At 65.3% G+C, this 18,696-nt stretch carries 19 protein-coding genes and 1 pseudogene; 10 read left to right on the top strand and 10 right to left on the bottom strand.

Annotated elements, in window-relative coordinates:
- Nucleotides 1-99 precede the first annotated feature (99 nt).
- Together Pla175_RS03215 and Pla175_RS03220 are read left to right on the top strand one after the other, a co-directional pair.
- Nucleotides 100-3,276 carry an LPS-assembly protein LptD gene (locus Pla175_RS03215; RefSeq protein WP_145281257.1) on the top strand — a complete coding sequence of 1,059 codons (3,177 nt, stop codon included), beginning with the start codon at nt 100-102 and terminating at the stop codon, nt 3,274-3,276.
- Between the two features lie 93 nt (nt 3,277-3,369).
- Nucleotides 3,370-3,717, top strand: coding sequence for a diacylglycerol kinase family protein (locus tag Pla175_RS03220; RefSeq protein ID WP_145281258.1), 348 nt, complete (start codon nt 3,370-3,372; stop codon nt 3,715-3,717).
- Nucleotides 3,718-3,723: 6 nt separating this feature from the next.
- Here Pla175_RS03220 and Pla175_RS03225 read toward each other — a convergent pair whose 3' ends face one another.
- The 6 genes from Pla175_RS03225 to Pla175_RS03250 form a co-directional block, all read right to left on the bottom strand.
- The gene (locus Pla175_RS03225; protein ID WP_197527237.1) at nt 3,724-4,395 is read right to left on the bottom strand and encodes a Uma2 family endonuclease; all 672 of its coding nucleotides are present in this window, start codon (nt 4,393-4,395) and stop codon (nt 3,724-3,726) included.
- A gap of 39 nt (nt 4,396-4,434) precedes the next feature.
- Nucleotides 4,435-5,586, bottom strand: coding sequence for a DNA topoisomerase IV subunit A (locus Pla175_RS03230; protein ID WP_145281259.1), 1,152 nt, complete (start codon nt 5,584-5,586; stop codon nt 4,435-4,437).
- A 45-nt stretch (nt 5,587-5,631) separates the two neighbouring features.
- Nucleotides 5,632-5,991, bottom strand: coding sequence for a VOC family protein (locus Pla175_RS03235; protein ID WP_145281260.1), 360 nt, complete (start codon nt 5,989-5,991; stop codon nt 5,632-5,634).
- 85 nt (nt 5,992-6,076) lie between these two features.
- Nucleotides 6,077-6,325, bottom strand: a complete 249-nt coding sequence (locus Pla175_RS03240; RefSeq protein ID WP_145281261.1) for a hypothetical protein — start codon at nt 6,323-6,325, stop codon at nt 6,077-6,079.
- A gap of 53 nt (nt 6,326-6,378) precedes the next feature.
- On the bottom strand, nt 6,379-6,993 hold the full coding sequence (locus Pla175_RS03245) for an exopolysaccharide biosynthesis protein (protein ID WP_145281262.1): 615 nt from the start codon (nt 6,991-6,993) through the stop codon (nt 6,379-6,381).
- A gap of 150 nt (nt 6,994-7,143) precedes the next feature.
- The gene (locus Pla175_RS03250; protein WP_231954172.1) at nt 7,144-9,165 is read right to left on the bottom strand and encodes a DNA topoisomerase VI subunit B; all 2,022 of its coding nucleotides are present in this window, start codon (nt 9,163-9,165) and stop codon (nt 7,144-7,146) included.
- A 365-nt stretch (nt 9,166-9,530) separates the two neighbouring features.
- Here Pla175_RS03250 and Pla175_RS03255 point away from each other — a divergent pair, with 365 nt between their 5' ends.
- The 4 genes from Pla175_RS03255 to Pla175_RS03270 all read left to right on the top strand — a co-directional run bounded on the left by Pla175_RS03255 (nt 9,531) and on the right by Pla175_RS03270 (nt 11,050).
- Nucleotides 9,531-9,719, top strand: a complete 189-nt coding sequence (locus Pla175_RS03255) for a type II toxin-antitoxin system HicA family toxin (protein WP_145281263.1) — start codon at nt 9,531-9,533, stop codon at nt 9,717-9,719.
- Between the two features lie 8 nt (nt 9,720-9,727).
- Entirely contained in the window at nt 9,728-9,943 is a 216-nt protein-coding gene (locus tag Pla175_RS03260; RefSeq protein ID WP_145281264.1) for a type II toxin-antitoxin system HicB family antitoxin, read from the top strand.
- A 250-nt stretch (nt 9,944-10,193) separates the two neighbouring features.
- On the top strand, nt 10,194-10,622 hold the full coding sequence (locus tag Pla175_RS03265) for a hypothetical protein (protein ID WP_145281265.1): 429 nt from the start codon (nt 10,194-10,196) through the stop codon (nt 10,620-10,622).
- 65 nt (nt 10,623-10,687) lie between these two features.
- Nucleotides 10,688-11,050 carry a hypothetical protein gene (locus tag Pla175_RS03270; protein ID WP_145281266.1) on the top strand — a complete coding sequence of 121 codons (363 nt, stop codon included), beginning with the start codon at nt 10,688-10,690 and terminating at the stop codon, nt 11,048-11,050.
- A 182-nt stretch (nt 11,051-11,232) separates the two neighbouring features.
- Here Pla175_RS03270 and Pla175_RS03275 read toward each other — a convergent pair whose 3' ends face one another.
- The 4 genes from Pla175_RS03275 to Pla175_RS03290 all read right to left on the bottom strand — a co-directional run bounded on the left by Pla175_RS03275 (nt 11,233) and on the right by Pla175_RS03290 (nt 15,290).
- Nucleotides 11,233-13,332 (bottom strand): hypothetical protein, encoded by a 2,100-nt coding sequence (locus Pla175_RS03275; RefSeq protein WP_145281267.1) that lies wholly within the window; start codon nt 13,330-13,332, stop codon nt 11,233-11,235.
- A gap of 2 nt (nt 13,333-13,334) precedes the next feature.
- A complete protein-coding gene (locus tag Pla175_RS03280; RefSeq protein ID WP_145281268.1) occupies nt 13,335-13,778 on the bottom strand; it encodes an ExbD/TolR family protein in 444 nt (147 codons plus the stop codon).
- A 128-nt stretch (nt 13,779-13,906) separates the two neighbouring features.
- Nucleotides 13,907-14,131, bottom strand: a complete 225-nt coding sequence (locus tag Pla175_RS03285; protein WP_145281269.1) for an AbrB/MazE/SpoVT family DNA-binding domain-containing protein — start codon at nt 14,129-14,131, stop codon at nt 13,907-13,909.
- Nucleotides 14,132-14,417: 286 nt separating this feature from the next.
- The gene (locus Pla175_RS03290; protein WP_145281270.1) at nt 14,418-15,290 is read right to left on the bottom strand and encodes a class I SAM-dependent methyltransferase; all 873 of its coding nucleotides are present in this window, start codon (nt 15,288-15,290) and stop codon (nt 14,418-14,420) included.
- A 508-nt stretch (nt 15,291-15,798) separates the two neighbouring features.
- On the opposite strand from Pla175_RS03290, the pseudogene Pla175_RS26975 reads away from it, so the two are divergent.
- From Pla175_RS26975 to Pla175_RS03305, 4 genes and pseudogenes are all read left to right on the top strand, one after another.
- Nucleotides 15,799-16,158 (top strand): annotated as a pseudogene (locus Pla175_RS26975) (DUF1559 family PulG-like putative transporter); the annotation flags it as partial.
- Nucleotides 16,159-16,191: 33 nt separating this feature from the next.
- Nucleotides 16,192-16,596 carry a hypothetical protein gene (locus Pla175_RS26405; RefSeq protein ID WP_231954175.1) on the top strand — a complete coding sequence of 135 codons (405 nt, stop codon included), beginning with the start codon at nt 16,192-16,194 and terminating at the stop codon, nt 16,594-16,596.
- Nucleotides 16,596-17,597, top strand: coding sequence for a DUF1559 family PulG-like putative transporter (locus Pla175_RS03300; protein WP_145281272.1), 1,002 nt, complete (start codon nt 16,596-16,598; stop codon nt 17,595-17,597). Before Pla175_RS26405 ends, Pla175_RS03300 begins: the two co-directional genes overlap by 1 nt.
- The gene (locus Pla175_RS03305; RefSeq protein WP_145281273.1) at nt 17,597-18,628 is read left to right on the top strand and encodes a DUF1559 family PulG-like putative transporter; all 1,032 of its coding nucleotides are present in this window, start codon (nt 17,597-17,599) and stop codon (nt 18,626-18,628) included. Before Pla175_RS03300 ends, Pla175_RS03305 begins: the two co-directional genes overlap by 1 nt.
- The last annotated feature ends 68 nt before the right edge of the window (nt 18,629-18,696 follow it).

Below are 18,696 nucleotides of genomic sequence, written 5' to 3' on the forward strand. Positions count from 1 at the left end.
ACCGTCGCTTGCTCCCCCCGGGCAGGGCTTCTATACTCCCGCCGCAAATGTCCGGCGTCGCTGCGCGCACGCGGCGCTCCGGCGCGTCGGACCAGCAACGTGGCAAGGAAGCCCGTCATCATCCTCACCGAGCAAAGCCGCTCCAGCAAAGCTGGCCGCAGGCAATCCGGGGCGATCGCGCTCTGTAGGATTGCTGCGCTGGCGCTCGTGCTGTTGAGTCTCGCCGGCGAGACGGTCGCAGAGGTCCACTTCCCCAAGCCCGACAAGCACGCCGGCATCCGCGTGGCCGCCCGCTCGGCCAGCAAGTCGATCGAGGGCGAGTACGAGGTCTGGCGTCTGGAGGGGGACGTCACCATCGGGCAAGACGCCTCGTTGGTGGCGGGTCGCGAGGCAGTGGTCTGGATCGACCGGGCCGAGAAGTTCGACGTGCCCACGCGGGTGATCGCGTATGTCGAGGGGGCGTCCGAAGCGCCGGTGCGCATCGAACTGCTCGGCGAAGACGGCAAGACCCCGCTCGCACGGCAGCAGGCGCCCCACTGGTTCGGCAGGCTGGAATCGATCGGCGGCCTCACGTGGGACACGCCCCCCCCGGGCGACGGACGGGTGCAGGGCTCCAGCGTTCATGCGCGTGGCCGGGCCTTGATGCAAGCAGATTCACAGCTAACGGCCAGCGCCGCTCAGCCGCGCCTCGACACGCAGGTCGCCCCGGCCCAGTTCGCGCCGCTGGCGCCCCCGCCGTCGCCGGCCGTCGCCAACGCGGGGGGCTTCCGTCGGGTGCAGTTGTTCGGCCGCGGCGTGAGCACCCAGCTCGAGTCGCGCCAGCTCGCGGCGGGTGAGACCGCCGTGGTGCTCAGCGGCGGCGTCAACATCGTGGTGGAAGGGATCCAGGCGGCCGGCCTCCCCGGGGCGCTCGGCCCGATCGACACCATCGACCTCGAGACGGACCGCGCCGTGATCTGGACCGCGGGCGCCGAGGCGCTCGCCGGCGGATCCTTCGAGCAGTCCGAGGACGTGCCGATGGAGATCTACATGGAAGGCAATATCGTCTTCCGCCAGGGCGAACGTACCGTCTACGCCAACCGGATGTACTACGACGTTCGCCGGCGGATCGGCGTGGTGCTGGACGCAGAGCTGCTGACCCCGCTGCCTGAGGTCGGGGGCTACCAGTACCGCGGCTTGGTGCGTCTCAAGGCGGGCGCCATCCGTCAGCTCGACGAGTCGCGCTTCATCGCTACCGACGCGTTGGTGACGACCAGCCGGTTGGAAGAGCCCTCGTACGACTTCTCATCGAAGTCGATCGCGTTCACGGACACCCAGCGGCCGCAGTTCAACCCCGCGACGGGGCTCACTACCTACGACCACGAGCAGCTCGCCGAGAGCCGGGGGAACGTCGTGCACGTCGGCGGCTGGCCGGTGTTCTACTGGCCGACCATCGCCACCGACCTCACCGAGCCGACGTTCTACATCAAGAGCGCCGCGTTCCGCAGCGACAGCGTGTTCGGCGTGCAGGCGATCGTCGACCTCGACGTCTACCAACTGCTCGGCGCCGAGCGGGTCCCGGGAACCGACTGGACGCTCAGCCTCGACTACCTGAACGAACGCGGGTTCGGGCACGGCACCGGCTTCGACTACAACGTCGGCAGCTTTCTCGGGGTGGAGGGCCCCGCTCGGGGGATCGCCGACTTCTGGGGGATCAAAGACGAGGGCAAGGACAACCTCGGCCTCGGCGAACGCTCCGTCACCCCCGAGGCGAGCTACCGGTTCCGCACCTTCTTGAACCACCAACAGCAGCTCGTCGGCGGGCTGCTAGACGGCTGGACCACGCAGGGCGAGATCGGTTGGCTCAGCGACCGCACCTTCCTAGAACAGTACTACGAGTCCGATTGGGACAACAACAAGGACGAGCTCACCGGCGTGCGGCTCAAGCGGCTGCGCGAGAACCGCTCGCTCTCGATCGAGGCCTACGGACGCGTCAACGACTTTTTCACGCAGACGCAGTGGCTGCCGCGGCTCGACCACAACATCATCGGCCAAGACCTGCTGGGGGAGACCCTCTCCTGGTCGGGGCATTCGTCGATCGGCTACGCGGACATCGGCATCGTCAGCACCCCCACCAGCCCCGAGCTGCTGGCCTCGTTTGAACGCTTCCCGTGGGAGCAGCCAAGCGGGGGAAGCCTGTCGGGCGAGCGCCTCGTCACCCGCCAGGAGCTGTCGCTGCCCATCGACGCGGCGCCCTTCAAGGTGGTGCCCTACGTGATGGGCGAGGCCTACCACACCGGCCAAGACCTTTCCGGCAACGACCTGGATCGGCTCTACCTGAACACCGGCGTGCGGGCCAGCATCCCGTTCGTGGCGGTGAACCCCCACGTCCGCGACCCGCTGTTCAACCTGAACGGGCTGGCCCACAAGGTGGTGTTCGATGTCGAGGCCTCCTACGCAGACGCGGATCAGAACTACGAACAACTGCCGCTGTACGACGACATCGACGACGACTCGGTCGACGAGATCCGCCGGCGGTACTTCTTTGCGCCGTTCTCTGGACCACTGGCGGGGCTCTACGTGCCGGGAAACCCCAGCTCGATCGACCCGCGTTTCGATCCGCGGCGCTACTACATCCGCTCCGGCAACCAGAACTGGGTGACCGCGCCCTCCAGCGAGCTGGTGGACGACCTGACGACCGTCCGCTTCGGCATGCGGCACCGCTTGCAGACCAAGCGCGGCGGGGCAGGGCGGGAGCACATCGTCGACTGGGTGACTCTAGACGCAAACTTCACCATCTTCCCCGAAGCCAACCGCGACAACTTCGGCGAGGACTTTGGCCTGTTCGACTACGACTTCCGCTGGCACGTGGGCGACCGGCTGACGGTGGTCTCCGACGGTTTCGCCGACACGTTCGAGCAGGGGCTGCGGACCGCTTCGGCGGGCGTGCTGCTGGGGCGTCCCACCCGCGGCAACCTGTACCTGGGCTACCGCACCGTCCAGGGGCCCGTGGTCGCCGACCTGATTAGCGCCACGCTCAACTACCGGCTCGGGCCGAAGTGGATCGGCTCGGCCGCCGCGGTGATCGACCTGGGCGACGCCGGCAATATCGGCCAGTCGTTCGCGCTGAGCCGGATCGGCGAGTCGCTGATCACCACGCTCGGCGCCACGGTCGACCAGTCGAAGGGGACCGTCGGGTTCCGTCTTCAGGTCGAGCCCAGGTTCCTCCCCAGGCTGAGCGCCTCGCGCCGCACCGGCATCGACATCCCCCCCGCCGGCGCCTACGGCCTAGAGTAACGCAGCACCTTCCATCCTCTCGAAACCCGAACCCCCATCCCCCAATAGCCGACGGGCTCCGCCCCGTCGGCGCGCCCGTACGAACCGCCTCTCATGCGCTACTGGCTCACCAAATTCAGCCACGCCTTCCGCGGCTTCGGCCTGGCCGCGCGGCAAGAAAGCAGCCTCCAAGTCCACTTCGCCGCGGCCGCGGCGGTGGCGGCGCTCGCCGTGTGGTTGCAGGTGTCGATGGTCGAGGCGGCGCTGCTGACGATCTCGATGACGATCGTCATCTCCGCCGAGCTGATGAACGCGGCGATCGAGCGGCTGGCGAAGGCAGTCACGCGAGAACAGAACCCCTACGTGCGCGACGCGCTGGACGTGGCGAGCGGCGCGGTAATGGCGGCGGTGATGGGCGCCGTGCTGGTGGGCGCCGCAGTCGTCTTCGTGCGCCTTGCGTGACGACGCTTACTTGCGTTTGGCGGCGGCGAAAGCTGCGGCGACGTCCAGCGTGAACCCATCGAGCAGCTTCGACGGCGCCTCGCTCTGGGCCACGACATTCGCGAGCTCGACGTACGCGGCGCCTTGGAGCGTCAGCACGCGCACCCGCTGCTCCTGCGGGTCGACGATCCAATACTCCTGGATCCCGGCCGCGGCGTAGGCGACTACTTTGTCCTCGTGGTCACGCGTGTGGCTGCGGTCGTCGGGGCTGACGACCTCCATCACCAAATCGGCGCCGTGGTAGTACTTGTCACTCGCCTCGTGGCGGGCGGTGGTGTTGAACAGGACATCCGGTTCGCGGTACTTCGTTTCGTTCAGCCAAGTCGGAAGCGGGCCAAAGAGCACGACTCCTAAGTCGCGGGGCTCGACGAACGCACGAAGCGCATCCATCAGGAAGCGGACAAGCAACTGGTGTGCGATCGTGGGCATGGGCAAAAACTCGATTACACCGTCCGTAAACTCCATCGGCCAGTTGACCGTCTCCGTCAACTGAAGGTACTGCTCGACGGTCCAACTCCCCTGGCGCGGGAACAGCCGGGCGATGTCCCAGGTGAGTTCGTCAGCTTGTGCAGGCAGCGGCGTCGGAGGGATTTCTACGCCGGTTATCGACATGCCTGCGTGGTCTAGAATGCTCGACATGATTCCGCGGTCTCCAAGTCTGCAATGGTCATCCCTATTCTAGTCCAACCAGTCCTGCGCCTCCAATCGCTCGGGCACGTAAACCTCCGTCACGTAGCTGATATCCTTCGAGATCAACGATTCCACTTCCAGCTTGAAGTCGTTCTGGATCATCTTCTTGATCTCGGTCTGCCACTTGGGCTTCTTCTCGAACCAGGGGTACTTGGCCACCTGCTTCGCGCGTTTACGGTCGGTGTCGTTCAGCGCGATCTTGACGCTTTCGGAGAGCTCGCAGCGGTCGTAGTCGATGCTCCGCAGGCCCAGGTACTTGGCCTCGGGGATCGCCATCCGCTGGCTCTCGAACGCCAGGTTGATCGAGCCCTGCTTGAGCACGCTGTAGATATAGTAGCCCCACGGGTCGTTATCGAGCACGCAGTACACCGGCAGGCTCAGCTCGTTGTGCAGCCGGAACAGCATGCGCCGCACGCCGCGTGGGGGCTGCCCGCTGCCGTGGGTGAGGATGCAGTTGTGCTTCTCCCAGAAGCGGTCTTCGTTGAACCGCTGCCAGACCGTGCCTTTCTCGACGTGCAGGATGAACTTGGCGTCGCACTTCTTCTTGTCGAACTGGATCACCTCTGGCTCGACGATCGACGGGATCGCGTACCCGCCGGAGCCCATGCGGGCGCAGTTGATCTCGTCTCCCTTGTCGGTGAACGTGATGGCGCCCACCATCGCGCCACGGTTCTCGGCGTACAGGTGCAGCTCTTCGCGGATGCTGGTCAGCAGCACCTCAACGTCTTCGATGATCGTGTCGCACTCGTTCTGGTCGTCGAAGGTGTTCTCCTTCGAGCCCTCGATCGTGTGCTTGAGCATGTAGAACATACCCCGGAGGCTGGTGCTCTTGCCCTGGTCCAGCAGCCGCTTGCAGCCCTCGGCGACCAGCATGGTGCGCATGTACGCCTTGGCCTGCGACAGGTCGAAGAGCTGTCGGCGGTTCTTGCCCGTGCCCATTTCGATGATCCGCTTACGCGCCGAGTAGCGGACGTTTGACAGCGTCCGGCTCGGGATATCGACGTACGGGTCGCGCCGCGCCGCCGCGGCTTTCGTCACGCCGTCGGCCAGGCCGACCAGAGACGACAGCGTCTTCTTGTCGCGCGGCGTGAGCTTGACGGGGGGCTTGGGGGCGGGGGTGATGGGGCTTTTTTTTGCCATGTCTTTGACGGATCTCTCGCAGAGGCGCAGAGGGAAGTAGAGTGTCTATCGAGTCAGAATATTGAGTTTGGATGTCAGTTCAACTTGATGTCCGTCAAAGTCGAGCACGACTGCCCGGCGGCCCCATGGACTATCCTTGGGAAGGCTTTGGATCATGGCGCCGATGGCCGCAAGGCTACTCGTTGCGGTTTCGACGCACTCGACTCGAAAACCAATGCGCGTTCCGGCCGTTGATTCAGTCTTGCTTGTTCTTGGGTAAATTTCAAAGACAATGCCATCGCACTCATTGGCCAAGTGCTCGGGGCCATTGCCATGGGAATGTCGGGTGAAGCTCAAGCCAATCGAAGCGTAGAACTGCTCTGCTCGATCCAGGTCGGCGGAACGAATCACGACTAGATTCAACATGGCGCCTCCCGTTCGTACTTCTCTGCGTCTCCGCGCCTCTGCGAGAGAAGTGTGGTTTGCTTCTACTCCGTATCGATCCGATAACTCACATCAGTTCCCGCAGTTTGGCCTTTACTTGTTCGGTGGTGAGGCCTGGTTTCGGCGAGTTTAGGCGCCGGTCAATCTCTTCGCGGCTTAACTTTGGTTCGTCGTCGATCCAGTAGTCGCGCCAGTTCGGCGGCGTTTCAACGCGAACAAAGCCGACCACTTTCCCCTTTGCATCGCAAAGCTCGACCGGGCCGTCGGTCGCTTCTAGCCGCCTCTTCAACTCGTCATCAATGGTGATCCGAACCAACTTCGACCTCGTCCGGGTAAGAGCTTCAGTACCTCCAGTATTGCATCACCACGTTATCCGCTGAAGTACGCCGCGAACGCCGACCAGGCTTGGCTGACTAAGAACAACGCCAGCAACGATAGGCCGACCGCGATCAGCGCCAGCAGGCCATCGTGGGCGGTGATCGCCAGGCCGATCAGCAGGATCGCGCCCCCGGGCGCTGCACAGGCCATCGGCAGGAACTCCAGCGGCGGCAGCGTCAGCGCCAGCACGATGCACAACGCCGCCAGCGCGTACTTGCCGGGGCCCTTCACGAGCCATGTGAGCCGGGGCTTCGTGAACTTGTCGATCCACTCGGCCCAGGGGCGGAACTTTTCCATCGACTCGCGGAACTTTTCGGCGTCGACGCTGCGGTCGGCGATCACGCCAGGCAGCCAGGGGTACTCGCGACCCGCGAGCGTCTGCCCCGCCACCAGCACCACCCACACGCCCATTGTTGTGGGGACGAGCGGGATGGCTCCGACTACCGGGATAAGCGTCACCAGCCCCGGCACAACCAGCAGCGGCCCGAAGAGTCGCCCAGCGAACTCGTCGAGCGCGTCCTGGGCGGACATCTGGCCGTCTTCTTGCGACTTCTCTTTGAGGTCGTCGATGACGTCGGTCAGCTCGCGTGGTTCTTCATCTGCCATCGGAGAACTCTTGCGGAGACGCAGAGGCGCCCAGGAAAGAAGGAGTGGAACCAGCCGGCCTATACATTGTTTATCCGCTCTCAGCGTGCATCGTTGGTAGACTGCCTGATGCGTCCGAAGGCTCCGCGTCTCTGCGAGAGGCCTCCGCCCTCACTCTTCTTCGCCCCCGCCATCCTCGTCGTCTTCGCCCACCGACGAAGCCCGGTTGATCGAAGCCGCGTGCGTTGTTGGGTCGACAATCAGCACGCTCCCTCCCAGGTCCATCTCCTCCGGGGCGATCTTCCGCCCGCGGTCGTCCAGCTTCATGTCCGCGTCGGCGGTCACCTTGTTCGCCACCTTCACGAGCTGGTCGTACAGCTCGCTCTGGTTCGCGCCGTTGATCGTACTAACCGCGCCGGAGACTTCTTTGAGGTAACGCAGGAACACCTCGCGGCGGTCGGTCTGCTGCTTCACCCGCAGCCGGCGGCGGAGGAACATCCCCAGCTTGCGCCCCACCGCTTGCAGCCCCAGGCGGATCTCTTTCTGGATCTCGGGGTACGCGGCGATCGCCTCTTTGCTCTCGCTGGTGAACGGCACCCACACGCTGGCGATGTGCACCATGATGCTCACCGGTCCCTTGGGGAGCGAGCCCCGCGACTGGCTCAGCCCGTAGCCACGCCAGTTGGTGCCGAGGATGGTCTGCGTCACCGCGCAGGCGGCCTGCTGGAACTGCAACGGCACGCGGTTGGCGTACCGCATCACCTCCATGCTCTGTCCCTCGGCGACGTTCACGTGCTTCATCGCGTCGAACAGCTTCTGGCGTTCCTTGGGCTTGAGCGCGCTGGGGTTCTGGCGGGTCTTGAGGCTGGCGGCCTTGACGATCTTGTCCGCGGCGTCGCTCCCCAGGCCATTGAACGTGTGGATGAGAAACTGCCGCACGGTGCGCGTGTCGGTCTCTTCGATCAGGTCTTGCAGCAGGTCCATCGTCACGTTCTGCGTGGCGGCCGACCCGCCGTACGCCAGGCCGACCTCCACCTGGAACGGGTTGCCCCGGTACACGGCCGGAGGACGCGTGGCGGCGGTGTAGAACTCGCCCGGCACCACGCTGTGCAGCCCCTTGAGCAGCAGCTCCTCGCCGATCGGGCAGATGCAGTTGGTCTCCGGCGGGCTGATCTTGGTCTGCTGGATCGCGCGGAAGATCTTGTCCGCCTGCTCCCGCTTCACCTTGCCGACCGCCAGCCGAGAAGACACCTCCGCCTTCTCGCAGATCTTGCGCGCCACCGCGGGCGTGACGCGGCTAAACTTGGTCTTGAGGAACTCGCTCACCCCCATCGGCTCGCTCTCTTCGAGCATCTGCGCCAGCCGGCCCGACTCGGTGCCGTATGGGTGCGGCTTGATCTCCTTCGATTCGGGGGGAAGCTTCTCGGCGCTGCGCGGGTAGTCGTGCAGGTAGTCGTCCGGGTCGTGGTAGTGCAGCGTGACGTGCGGGTTGGCGATCGCCGTCTGGTTCAGGTACTCGTCAACACTGCCGCGGCCGCGGACAAACTTGGCCTCGAGTTCGATGGTGACGCGCGTGCCGTGCGGCTGGTCTTCCCACTCGATGCCGTGCTGCTCGATGTACTTGGCGCCCTTCTCGCCCGGCGGGATGTCAACGCCCTCGCCCTTGCCGTTGAGGATGCGCGGGACGTTGCGCTTGGTGTCGATCTGGATCTCGTAGTAGTGCGCGGGCTTGCGCACGGAGACCTTGCTGATGATCTTCACGGGCTTGCCGGTGGTCTGCACGCCGTACATGCCGGCGGCGCTGATGCCGATCCCCTGCTGCCCACGGCTCTGCCGCAGGCGGTGGAACTTCGACCCGTACAGCAGCTTGCCGAAGATCAGCGGGATCTGCTTCTTGAGGATGCCGGGCCCGTTGTCTTGGATGCCGACCTTGTAGCGCCCCTCGCCGGTGGGCTCGATGTGCACCCAAATCTCCGGCAGGATGCCTGCTTCCTCACACGCGTCCAGCGAGTTGTCGACCGCTTCCTTGACGGTGGTCAGCAGGGCCTTGCGGGGGTTGTCGAATCCCAGCAGGTGGCGGTTCTTGGCGAAGAACTCGCTGACAGAGATTTCCTGCTGCTTGGCAGCCATCGCCTCTGCGGTCGTCCGCCGGGGCGCGGCGGCGCGGGTCGGTGCTGTCTCGGTCTCCGCCAAGGTTCTTGCCTCGTGGGGGATGGGGGTCTGTAGGGAAAACGTAGAGTTTACCGGCCGCGGCGAGGCGGTCCCAGGCGCCGGAGTGGCCGCCCCACGGACCGCACGGTAGGGACGGATTACAGGCGATGGCCATGAGAAGGCACAAGAATGCACGAAAATGAATGACTATGGACCAAGCCGCGGTGGCTAAATTTGCGCACTCTCTGGCGCTCTCGGGCAGGGGACAGGGACGCTGGCGGAGCTCCGCCAATCGGAGACCTGCGGCCGGTGCGCCACAACGGCCATGCGGTCTTGCATCGGCGCACGCCGGCGTACAGCATTGAGGAAGTCGGTGATTTCCTGCGGCGATCCAGCACGAGCTATACGTGAAGGTCTGGGAACTGATCAGGCAGCTCGAAGGTGAGGGCTGGCGCCAGGTTCGGATGCGGGGCAGTCACCGGCAATTTGTGCACGCGACCAAGCCCGGCACTGTCACGGTGTCCGGCAAGCCGAATGTTGATATCCCAGTTGGCACGCTGAAGAGTATACTTAAGCAAGCTGGACTGAACCCATAAGCTCTCTCATGAAGTACACGGTGATTATCGAGCAGGGCGAGAATAGCTGGGGCGCTTACGTTCCGGACCTTCCCGGCTGTATCGCTGCCGCAGACACCCGCGAGGGAGCGATTGCGCTGATCCGCGAGGCGATCGAGTTCCACATCGAGGGTCTAGCCGAGCAGGGTGAGCCGGTCCCTGCGCCCCACTCATCGAGCGAGCTGGTCGAGATTAACGCCGCGTAGGTCGGCGCCAGCAGCACTATCTGTCTCCAAGTGCTCCCAACTTCTTTGTGCTTTCTTGCGCCTTTTCGTGGCCATCCGCCCGAGGGCGTCCGGGTCCGGTTGTAACGCCCGTAGCGGTTGCACGCGGTAGCACGGAAAGTTTCACAGCAACGATTCTCGCACGTCGATGCTTTGCGACAGAACCAATCGGCCACGCGACGCCGGTCGCCGCGGGGGCCCCATCAAGTTCGCCGCAAGGGGGAATCCAAGCATGAAACAAACCACCAGCGCGATAGCAGTCGCCGTCATCGCCGCCGGCCTCTGGTCGACGGTTGCTCCCGCCGAGGCCGCCTACGGCTGGCGCGGCAAGCGGACCGTGAGCCGCCAGGACCCGAACGACCTGTTCTACAACTACTACGTCGGCCCGCAGCCCAGCGGCACGGCGGCCGAGATGTACGTCGCCCCGCTGCCGGTGCCGGTGAGCATGGGGCACACCTACACCACGTACCAGCCGCTGATGCCGCACGAGATGCTGTACCAGCACCACCGCTCGTACTACACGCACTCACCGGGCGCCGGCTGGACCCGCACCAACGTCAGCTATCATTCCAAGGCCAACTGGCTGCAGGCCGCCATCTGGGACTCGCACAACTGGGGCGAGAACTACGGCTACAAGAAGTCCGGAAACGCGTGGTGGTGATCCGGGCCGCGAACGCCGTTCACTGCCTGCCCCCCAGCCCCACGCCTTCCCGCCCGGAGAACCCCATGACCACGCTCAGCAAGCTCACCCTCGTCTTCGGTTTGGCGCTCGCCGCTTGGGCAGCCCCCCCTGCCCAGGCGGAAGCGCCTTACATGTGGCCCCTGCGTCGGGCCGAGAACTACAACTGGAACGCCCCCTACGCCCACGTGCAGTACGGCCAGCCCGTGGCGCTGGTGGTGCCGCCGGTGGTGCAGACCCAGACCAACTGGGGCTGGGGCGTGGGGTCGAGCCGCATCTCGCGGATCGACCACCAGTTCGGACGCGACTACCCCGGCATCGGCCCGCACGGCGGCCCGTTCCGCAACACCCCGGCCTGGCCGCAGGACACCAACCAGTTCGGCGTGTACTACGTCCGCGGCCCCTGGTAGCCCCCGTGTAGGGTGCACGAGGTGCGCCAAGCGGCGGAGAAGTCTTGACTGCTTCGAGACTCGTTCGGGGCCGGTGTACTGCGTACACCCTACGGCTCCGGGCGCTGACGCTTCCGGCTCCAAAAAGAGCACTCACAACGCATTCCCCCTCGTCGGGTAGCCCCGATCGGAAACGATCGGGGCTACTCGTTTTTCCGCGCGCCTGGTTCCTCTGCGATCTCGCGTGCAACCTCTTGGAACGCCGCGCCACTGGCGACGGTCGGTTCGAGCGTGGCGGTGATCTGGAATAGTTTACCCGCCTCTTCTTTACGGCCGGCTGCGAGCAGCGCCCGGATGCGGGCGCATCGCGCCGCCCCCCAGAGGGCGTCCCCCGCGGGGACCTCCTTCTCGAGCGCATGCAACAGCTTCACGGCGCGCTGGCGCTGCGAGGCGTCGGGGTGCCGCGTGAGCAGTTGTGCGAGCCTGAGCCTCGCCGCCGGACCACCCTCTGCTTGGCCCGCGAGCAGTTCGGTCGCCTCGGCAACGAAGCCGAGCGAGACGAGCGCCTCGGCGCGTAGCTCCGCGGCCTTCCCCTTGGCGTCTGTGGTGACCTGAACGATCAGCTTCGCCGCGGCCTCGCGCCCGTGCGGGTCGGCCGATCGAAGCTTCTCCGCGAGGGCCTCCAGCACCGGCCCGGTGTCCGCGGCGGCGAGCCAGGGGGCGGCGCCGTCGAGGTCGCCACGCTCGATCAGCAACTGGGCCAGCAGCGTCGCGGCGTCGCGGCGCCACTGGGGGTCGGGTTCCGGGGCGCCGGCCAGCGCCTTCGCGAGCAGCCTGGGCGAGTAGTCGCTCTCGGGATCGTCTGCGTGCATCCGGGCCAGCGCCAGCGCCGCGTGACGCGCGATGGGGGTCCAGGCATCGGGCCAGCGGTTGTCGCGGCCCGTGACCAGCGGCTGCAGCTCGGCCGTGGCTTCTGCCAGCCACGCGTCTGCCGCCGCGCCGGACAGCGCGGCGTGCTTGCGGGCCGAGGCCTCGATCCGCAGCGACATCCCCTCGGCGTAGCGCGGGTCGCTTTGCGTAAGGCCGCTTGTTTCGCTGAGGATCGCGTCCCACTGCTCGTCGGCCGCCAGCAGCTTGGTCAGCCACCAGCGGGCTTTCTCGGCCGTCTCGGCGCGTGGCCAAGTCGCGGCGTGCTCGCGCAGCATCTCGGCGTACCGCTCTTTGAGGGCCGGATCGCGCCGCGCCGCCTCGGCGGCCGCCAGCAGGCCGGCGTGGTGCGCGGCGGGCGCCTCGGGGCGGTCGGAAGCCGCCAGCGCCGCCCGACGGAACCTGCGGGCCGCGTCCGACAGCTTCCCCTGCTGGTGACGGATGGCCGCCGCCGCCAGCGAGCACTCAAACGCCGACCCGTGCGCGCCGCTGCGGAACGCGTCCGCGGCCGCGCGGTCGTAGGCATCGACCGCCTCGTCCAGCTTGCCCGCCGCGTACAGCTCGGCCCCGCGGCGGCCGGGCTCGTCCGCGGCGCGTGCGGTCTTGGCGTGTGTGTCGGCCGCCGCCAGCCAATCGGCGGGGGCGTCGGCCTTGTACTCGGCCAGCCGTGCTCGGTGCAGCCGGTCGCGTCCCAGCAGCGCCAGGCAAGCAACCTCCACGCCACGCGCACGCCAGCGTAGCGCGTCGGGCACACGGCCGTGCGCCAGCGGCTCGGCCACGCCGAGGGCCCGCAGCGCCGCGTCGTCGCGGTCGGCGCTCTCGGGGGGGTAGGTTTCGGCCAGCATCTGCAGCACGCCGGCGTGCTCTACGCGGGCGTGGTTGGCGAGCGATTCATTCTGTCGGTCGGATGCGCGGGCAAGGCCCGTTTCGATTTCTTCTACCATCCGCTCCAGGCGATCGTCTAAGTCTCTCAGCACCCGCCGGTCGGCGTCGTCTGCTTCTGCTAGGTCGGTCCGCACCATCGCGGCCAGGCTCAGGCAGGCCTGCAGCTCGATCACCCGACGGCTCGCAGTCTGGCGGAGCTCGCCCTGCAGCTTTTCGAGCGTCCGGTTGCACTGCGTCGCGATCCGCCGCCTCTGGGCGCGCGGCGTGCCCAAGGCCTTGCCCACGGACGCCCGCGCGTACTCGATGGCGAACTCTACCCGCACCGCTTCGGGGAGGTCGCTGCGCTCGATCCGCTCAGACGCAAGCTTGATCGCGTAGTCGAACTGCCCCTGCTCGCGGAGCGACCTGGCGAGCGCCAGCTTTTGCGCGGCGTCGTCGGCGGCCGCGGCCGGGGCGACCAGGAGCAAGAAGAGCGCGAGGGTCCTCGCCATGCCTACTCCCCGGCCGCGATCTGGACCTTGGTGAACCCCGCCAGCCGCCCGGCGTCGTAGCCGTCTACGAGGTCTCCCATGGGCACCTCGGACGCCGCGTCGATCGTTACTGGAAGTGACGGGTCGATCTCGGCCAGCGTTCTTAGCAGCGCCGTGGCGTCCGCCAGCGAGGCGGCGGGCCGCTCGTTCACAAGCCACCGCGTTCCACTCGCCCCGACGCGTGCGGCCAGCGTCACCCGCTCGAGCTCCGGCTCCGGCTCGACCGACAGGTCGCTGGCCCCGTCGCTGGCCATCAACAGGCTGGCGGGCAGCGTCTTCTCCGGCCGCTGGAAGCTGGACGTGCAGAGGAAGAAGATCAGCAGCAAGAACACCACATCGATCATCGGCGTCATCACCGCGGCCAGATCGGTGGCGGGAGGGCGTTTGCGGGGGAAGCTGGTTCGCATGGGGGCTTTTGTCGTTGGCGAAGGGTCTCTCGCAGAGGCGCGGAGGCGCAAAGGAAATCAAGGAAATCAGTGACCGCAAATCCTTGGCGTCTTTGCGACTTTTCGAGAGAAACTCGTTGCTGAGAGAGTTACTCCGCCAACCGACCTAGGGCGTCTTTCCGGCGATCCATCACTTCGTTCAGAACCTTGACTTGAGAGTCAACGATCGGCTTCGAGAAGATGAGGATGCGACCGTTCGACCCTACTTCCGTGAGGAGCTCATCCCCGGCGGACGCGTTCAAGTGAGCGGCCAACTCCGGCGACAGCACTACCGCTAGTTGGTTATCGATCGTCGTCACTTTCAGCATCGTCATCTTAGAATCTTCTTTCACTAAGGATCGATTCAGATACAATCGCCGCACTTGGCCGAAGGCCTTGTTCACCGTAGCCTACGGCAACGCCGTAGCTAGACACCCGCGAAGCGCTGTTTGGCCGAAGGCCATACTCACCGTTGCGACTACGGACGCGGTGAATATGGCCTTCGGCCAAACTTCCACCGGCGCCACATCACCTGGGGCGGCGCTCCGCTTGCCCCAGGCTACAGTGAAGGATGGCCTTCGGCCAAACTTGGAAGTTATTGTTGAGCCGTTTCTAAGTATATCACCCAGGCCAGCGGGCGAAGACGCCGCTTTCTAGGCGGCGGCGGTCGGGGGTCCGCAGGTACAGCGTGCCGGTGGCTGGGGGTTGGCCGCAGGATCCGAATAGGCCGTCGCTGAGGTAGGCCGCTAGCTCGGCGGGGCCGACCCCTGGGGTGTGGCAGGTCAACAAGAAAAAGACCGGGCGGCGGTCGACAAGTTCGCCGCAAATCTCCAATAGCGGCAGCAGGTCGCGCTCCAGCCGCCAGTCTTCTCCCTTGGGGCCGTGGCCGTAACTGGGGGGGTCGAGGATCACCCCGTCGTACCGGCTACCGCGGCGCACTTCGCGCTCGCAGTACTTCACCGCGTCCTCGATAATCCACCGCACCGGCGCCCCCTCCAGCCCGCTAAGCGCCGCGTTCTCGCGCGCCAGCGCTACCGAGGGCTTCGACGCGTCGACATGCGTCACCTCACACCCCGCGGCCGCGGCCGCCAGCGTGCTGCCGCCGGTGTAGGCGAACAGGTTCAGCACCCGCAGCGGGCGCCCCGCGCGCCGCGCCTGCGCTGCGATCCACTGCCAGTTCTCGAACTGCTCGGGGAACAGCCCCACCTGACCCGCGGGGGAGAGGTCGAGCTTGGCCCCGAAGCCGAGGGCCTCGCTGAGCGGGATGTTGAGCGGGACGCTCAACGCCGGGCGGACCCCGTCCGCCACGCGCCATTTCCCGTCTCCTACTTTCGCGCCGGTGTAGACTGCTTTGGGTTCGCGCCAGTGGGGCGTATCACGCCGGGTAGCGTCTGCGGCGGCGGGGCAGGGACGGTCGACCAGCAGCCCCCCAAACCGCTCCAGCTTCCGCCCGGCGCCAAAATCGATGAGCTCGTAATCGGGCCAGTCAGACATGATGCAGAAATGTGGGGCTAAGGATCGCTCAAGAATAACGCTCGCGTTTGGCCGAAGGCCTACGTTACCGTAGCCTAGGGCAACGCCCTAGGAACTTGGGCGGTGTCAGCGGTTTGACCGAACGCCGTATTCATCTGCGTCTCAGGTGATTATGGCCGTTGGCCAAACGACGCGCTTGGCGGCGGCTACCTGGGGCGGCGCCCCAGGCTACGGTGAACAAGGCCTTCGGCCAAACCCCGGTGTGGTTCCGGACGCGTGCCCTAGACCGCTGGAGCCGCAATAATCGCAGGGTAGGGGGGCGAGTCCTAGGGTGAGGGGTGTTGGGATGAGGTTCCGGATTGCCACGCTGCTGTATGTGATTGCCTACGTGGCGGTGAGCATCGCCGCGTTTGGAGCGTGGGGGATCTTGGCGGCAGTCGTGCTGCTTGGGCTGTGGGGCGCCCTCCGCTTCGCTGCGGCGAGGACCTTTTTCACTTGGACGTTGGCGATCCTGCTTCCTGTTATCGCAATGGCATTTTTCTTGCCGGTAGTACGGAGTGGTCCAGCTCCCCCTCGATCCACCTGCCGACACCAGATGAGGCAGATGGGAATGGCTCTGCAAACTTATGCCCAAGCGAATGGCGGCCTCCCCGATACGACCATACACTCCGAGGTAGGCGAGCCGCTGTATAGCTGGCGAACGGTAATGCTCCCGCATCTTGAGGAAGAGCCGCTCTACAACGAGCTGGATTTGGCCGAGGCGTGGGACCGTCCGATCAACCTTCCTCTGACATCGCTTCCAGTGATAATTTTCTGCTGTCCTGAGCACCGTTCCGCACCCGATTCGCACTACTTTGCGATCGTTGACGACCGAACGATTTGGTCCGCGAAGAACTCCATACTCAGTGCGGCTGCTGATGGTTTGGAGAGTACAATCCTACTCATCGAGGCGGACCTTGGCGTTTGCTGGGCCGAGCCGCGCGACTTGACGTTCGAAGAAGCGGTTGACCTGCTAACCGGCGCCAATGAGTGGAGCAAGGGCCACGGGCATCAGGTCGACTGCGGCTATTTCTATCGACCGGCTTACGCACTCAACGTGCTGTTCGCGGACGGTAATAGCGAGTCGTTGTGTCGGCCGCTGTCGCGGGAGCTTGCAACCGCGCTGCTGACCGCCAATGGCGGAGAAGAAATAGACCGAACGGCCTTCGGCACGAGCTTCAACCCCCAACTCGACTACGGCCGCATCACCGTCTTCGCCGCGTTCTGCCTGCTAAGCCTGGCGCCGGCGCGGTGGGCGTTCTCGCGGCGGGTGGAGGGGGAGGCGTGATGCGGTTCCGGATTGCCACGCTGCTGTACGTGATCGCGTTGATCGCGGTGAGCATCGCTACATGCGGTCCGCGGGGGATCTTAGCTGCGGCCATGGTCTTTGGCGGTTGGGTTCTTGTGCTGTGGTCGACGCCTCCTAAGAGCGTAGGCATAGTCCCGAAAGTTCTCGGCGTGTTCTTGCTAGTCGCCGGTGCGCTTGTCGTCAAGCTTTTGCCCGCGATTGACAGCGCGCGGTCGTCCGCCGGTAGTGGCTACTGCCTCTACCAGATTCAACAGGTCGCGCTTGCTGTCCTTGCATTCGACGCAGCCAACGGCGGGCCCCCCTCGCCCATTGTGCGTTCCGGTTCGGGCGAAGAACTCCATAGCTGGCGTACTCTGCTTCTCCCTCACGTCGGCCAGAACTCCCTGTACCAACGGATCGACCTGACCAAAGCTTGGAACGCACCGGCCAATCGAGCGGCAACGTCGCTGCCCGTGGAAGAGTACCGCTGTTCCGCAGCGAAGCCCGGTTCGTCTACGACCAGCTACCACGCGATCGTAGACGACCGAACTGTATGGTCTGCAAAGAAGACCTCGCTCGCGTCGATTCCAGATGGCGCAGCCAACACGATCATGCTGATCGAAGCCGATCTTGGCGCCGAGTGGGCCGAACCGCGGGACCTATCGTTCGTCGAAGCCGTTGATCTGTTGACGGGCGCAATCGAGTGGAGGTCGCACAGCAGCCACACTTGGGACCATAGTCTGTTCTATCACCCCGCGCCCGTGCTCCATGTGGTCTTTGCGGACGGACACATCAGTACTATCCGCGGAACTCTATCTCGCGAGACAGCCGAAGCACTACTCACTTGCAATGGGGGAGAGACGATAGGTTTCGACTTTCAGGAGAACGCCGTTGAGCCCCAACTCGACCACGGCCGCATCGCGGTGTTCACGGCGTTCTGCCTGCTAAGCCTGGCGCCGGCGCGGTGGGCGTTCTCGCGGCGGGTGGAGGGGGAGGCGTGATGCGGTTCCGGCTTACCACGCTGCTGTACGTGTTTGCGCTAATCGCGGTGGGCATCCGGATCTTCGGCGCCGCGGGGCTGTTGGTAGCGGCGCTCGTGCCGGGGTTTTGGTGGTGGGTGCGCGAATGGCTGCGGCGACCGCTGTTTGCCGCCACCTCTGTTGCACTGCTAGTTGCGACCGCAATCCTGGGCGCACTCGTTTTCCCCTTCGACACAGTGCGCACCCCGAGCTACCGCAACATGGAGGCGTCCGTAATCAAGCAGTGCGCTCTTGCCCTCGCAAGCTATCAACGGGACCACGGCGCCTTGCCGCCTCCCTGCACGAAGGACAAAAATGGGAAGCCGCTGCATAGCTGGCGGACGTTGCTGTTGCCCTACCTCGAGGAGCCAGAGCTCTACAAGAGGATCCGGCTAGACGAACCCTGGGACAGCCCAGCAAATCTAGCCGTGTTCGAGTCGACCCATGTATTGGGCCTGACGAGCCCGACCTTTCAACTCTACGGCTTGCCAGACGACGGGGCCTATTATCTAGCCGTTACCGGTGACGGCACGTTGTGGGGCCCGCCGCCTCTGGCGAACATGCAATCATGCGCCGCGGATCGTGTGCTGGTCGTGCAGACCGCGATCAAGCAAGCGAAGTGGTACGAACCGGTCGATCTGACAATCGACGAGTTCACAAGCCTGATGACGGGAGACGATCAGTACGAGATGAACACAGTCCACCAGGGATACTTCGCGACCAGCTACTGCCAGATTCGCAGACGACAAGGCCGAGCCGTCGCGATGAGAGATTGCTTAGTGCGGTTCGCAAATCGTACCAAAGATGCCGCCGCCGCCAGATCGCTCGTGCTCGTCACCGACGATCCGATCGAGGTCCACGAGATCGCCAACCTCGACTGGCCATCCAAGGGTACCGTCACGCGGCTCGTCGGGGTCCAGGTCCACTGGGGCCGCGTCTGGAACGTGGCGGTGTTTGTGGCGCTGGCGTTGCTCCCGGCGCGGTGGGTGTTCCGCCGACGCGCCGACGCGTAGGTCGGCAGCTATTGGGCTCTGGTGTGCTTGTTTGCTTGCGTCCTCTGTTCCTTCTCCGTGTCCTCTGT

This window comes from Pirellulimonas nuda, assembly GCF_007750855.1.
Taxonomy (GTDB): Bacteria; Planctomycetota; Planctomycetia; order Pirellulales; family Lacipirellulaceae; genus Pirellulimonas; species Pirellulimonas nuda.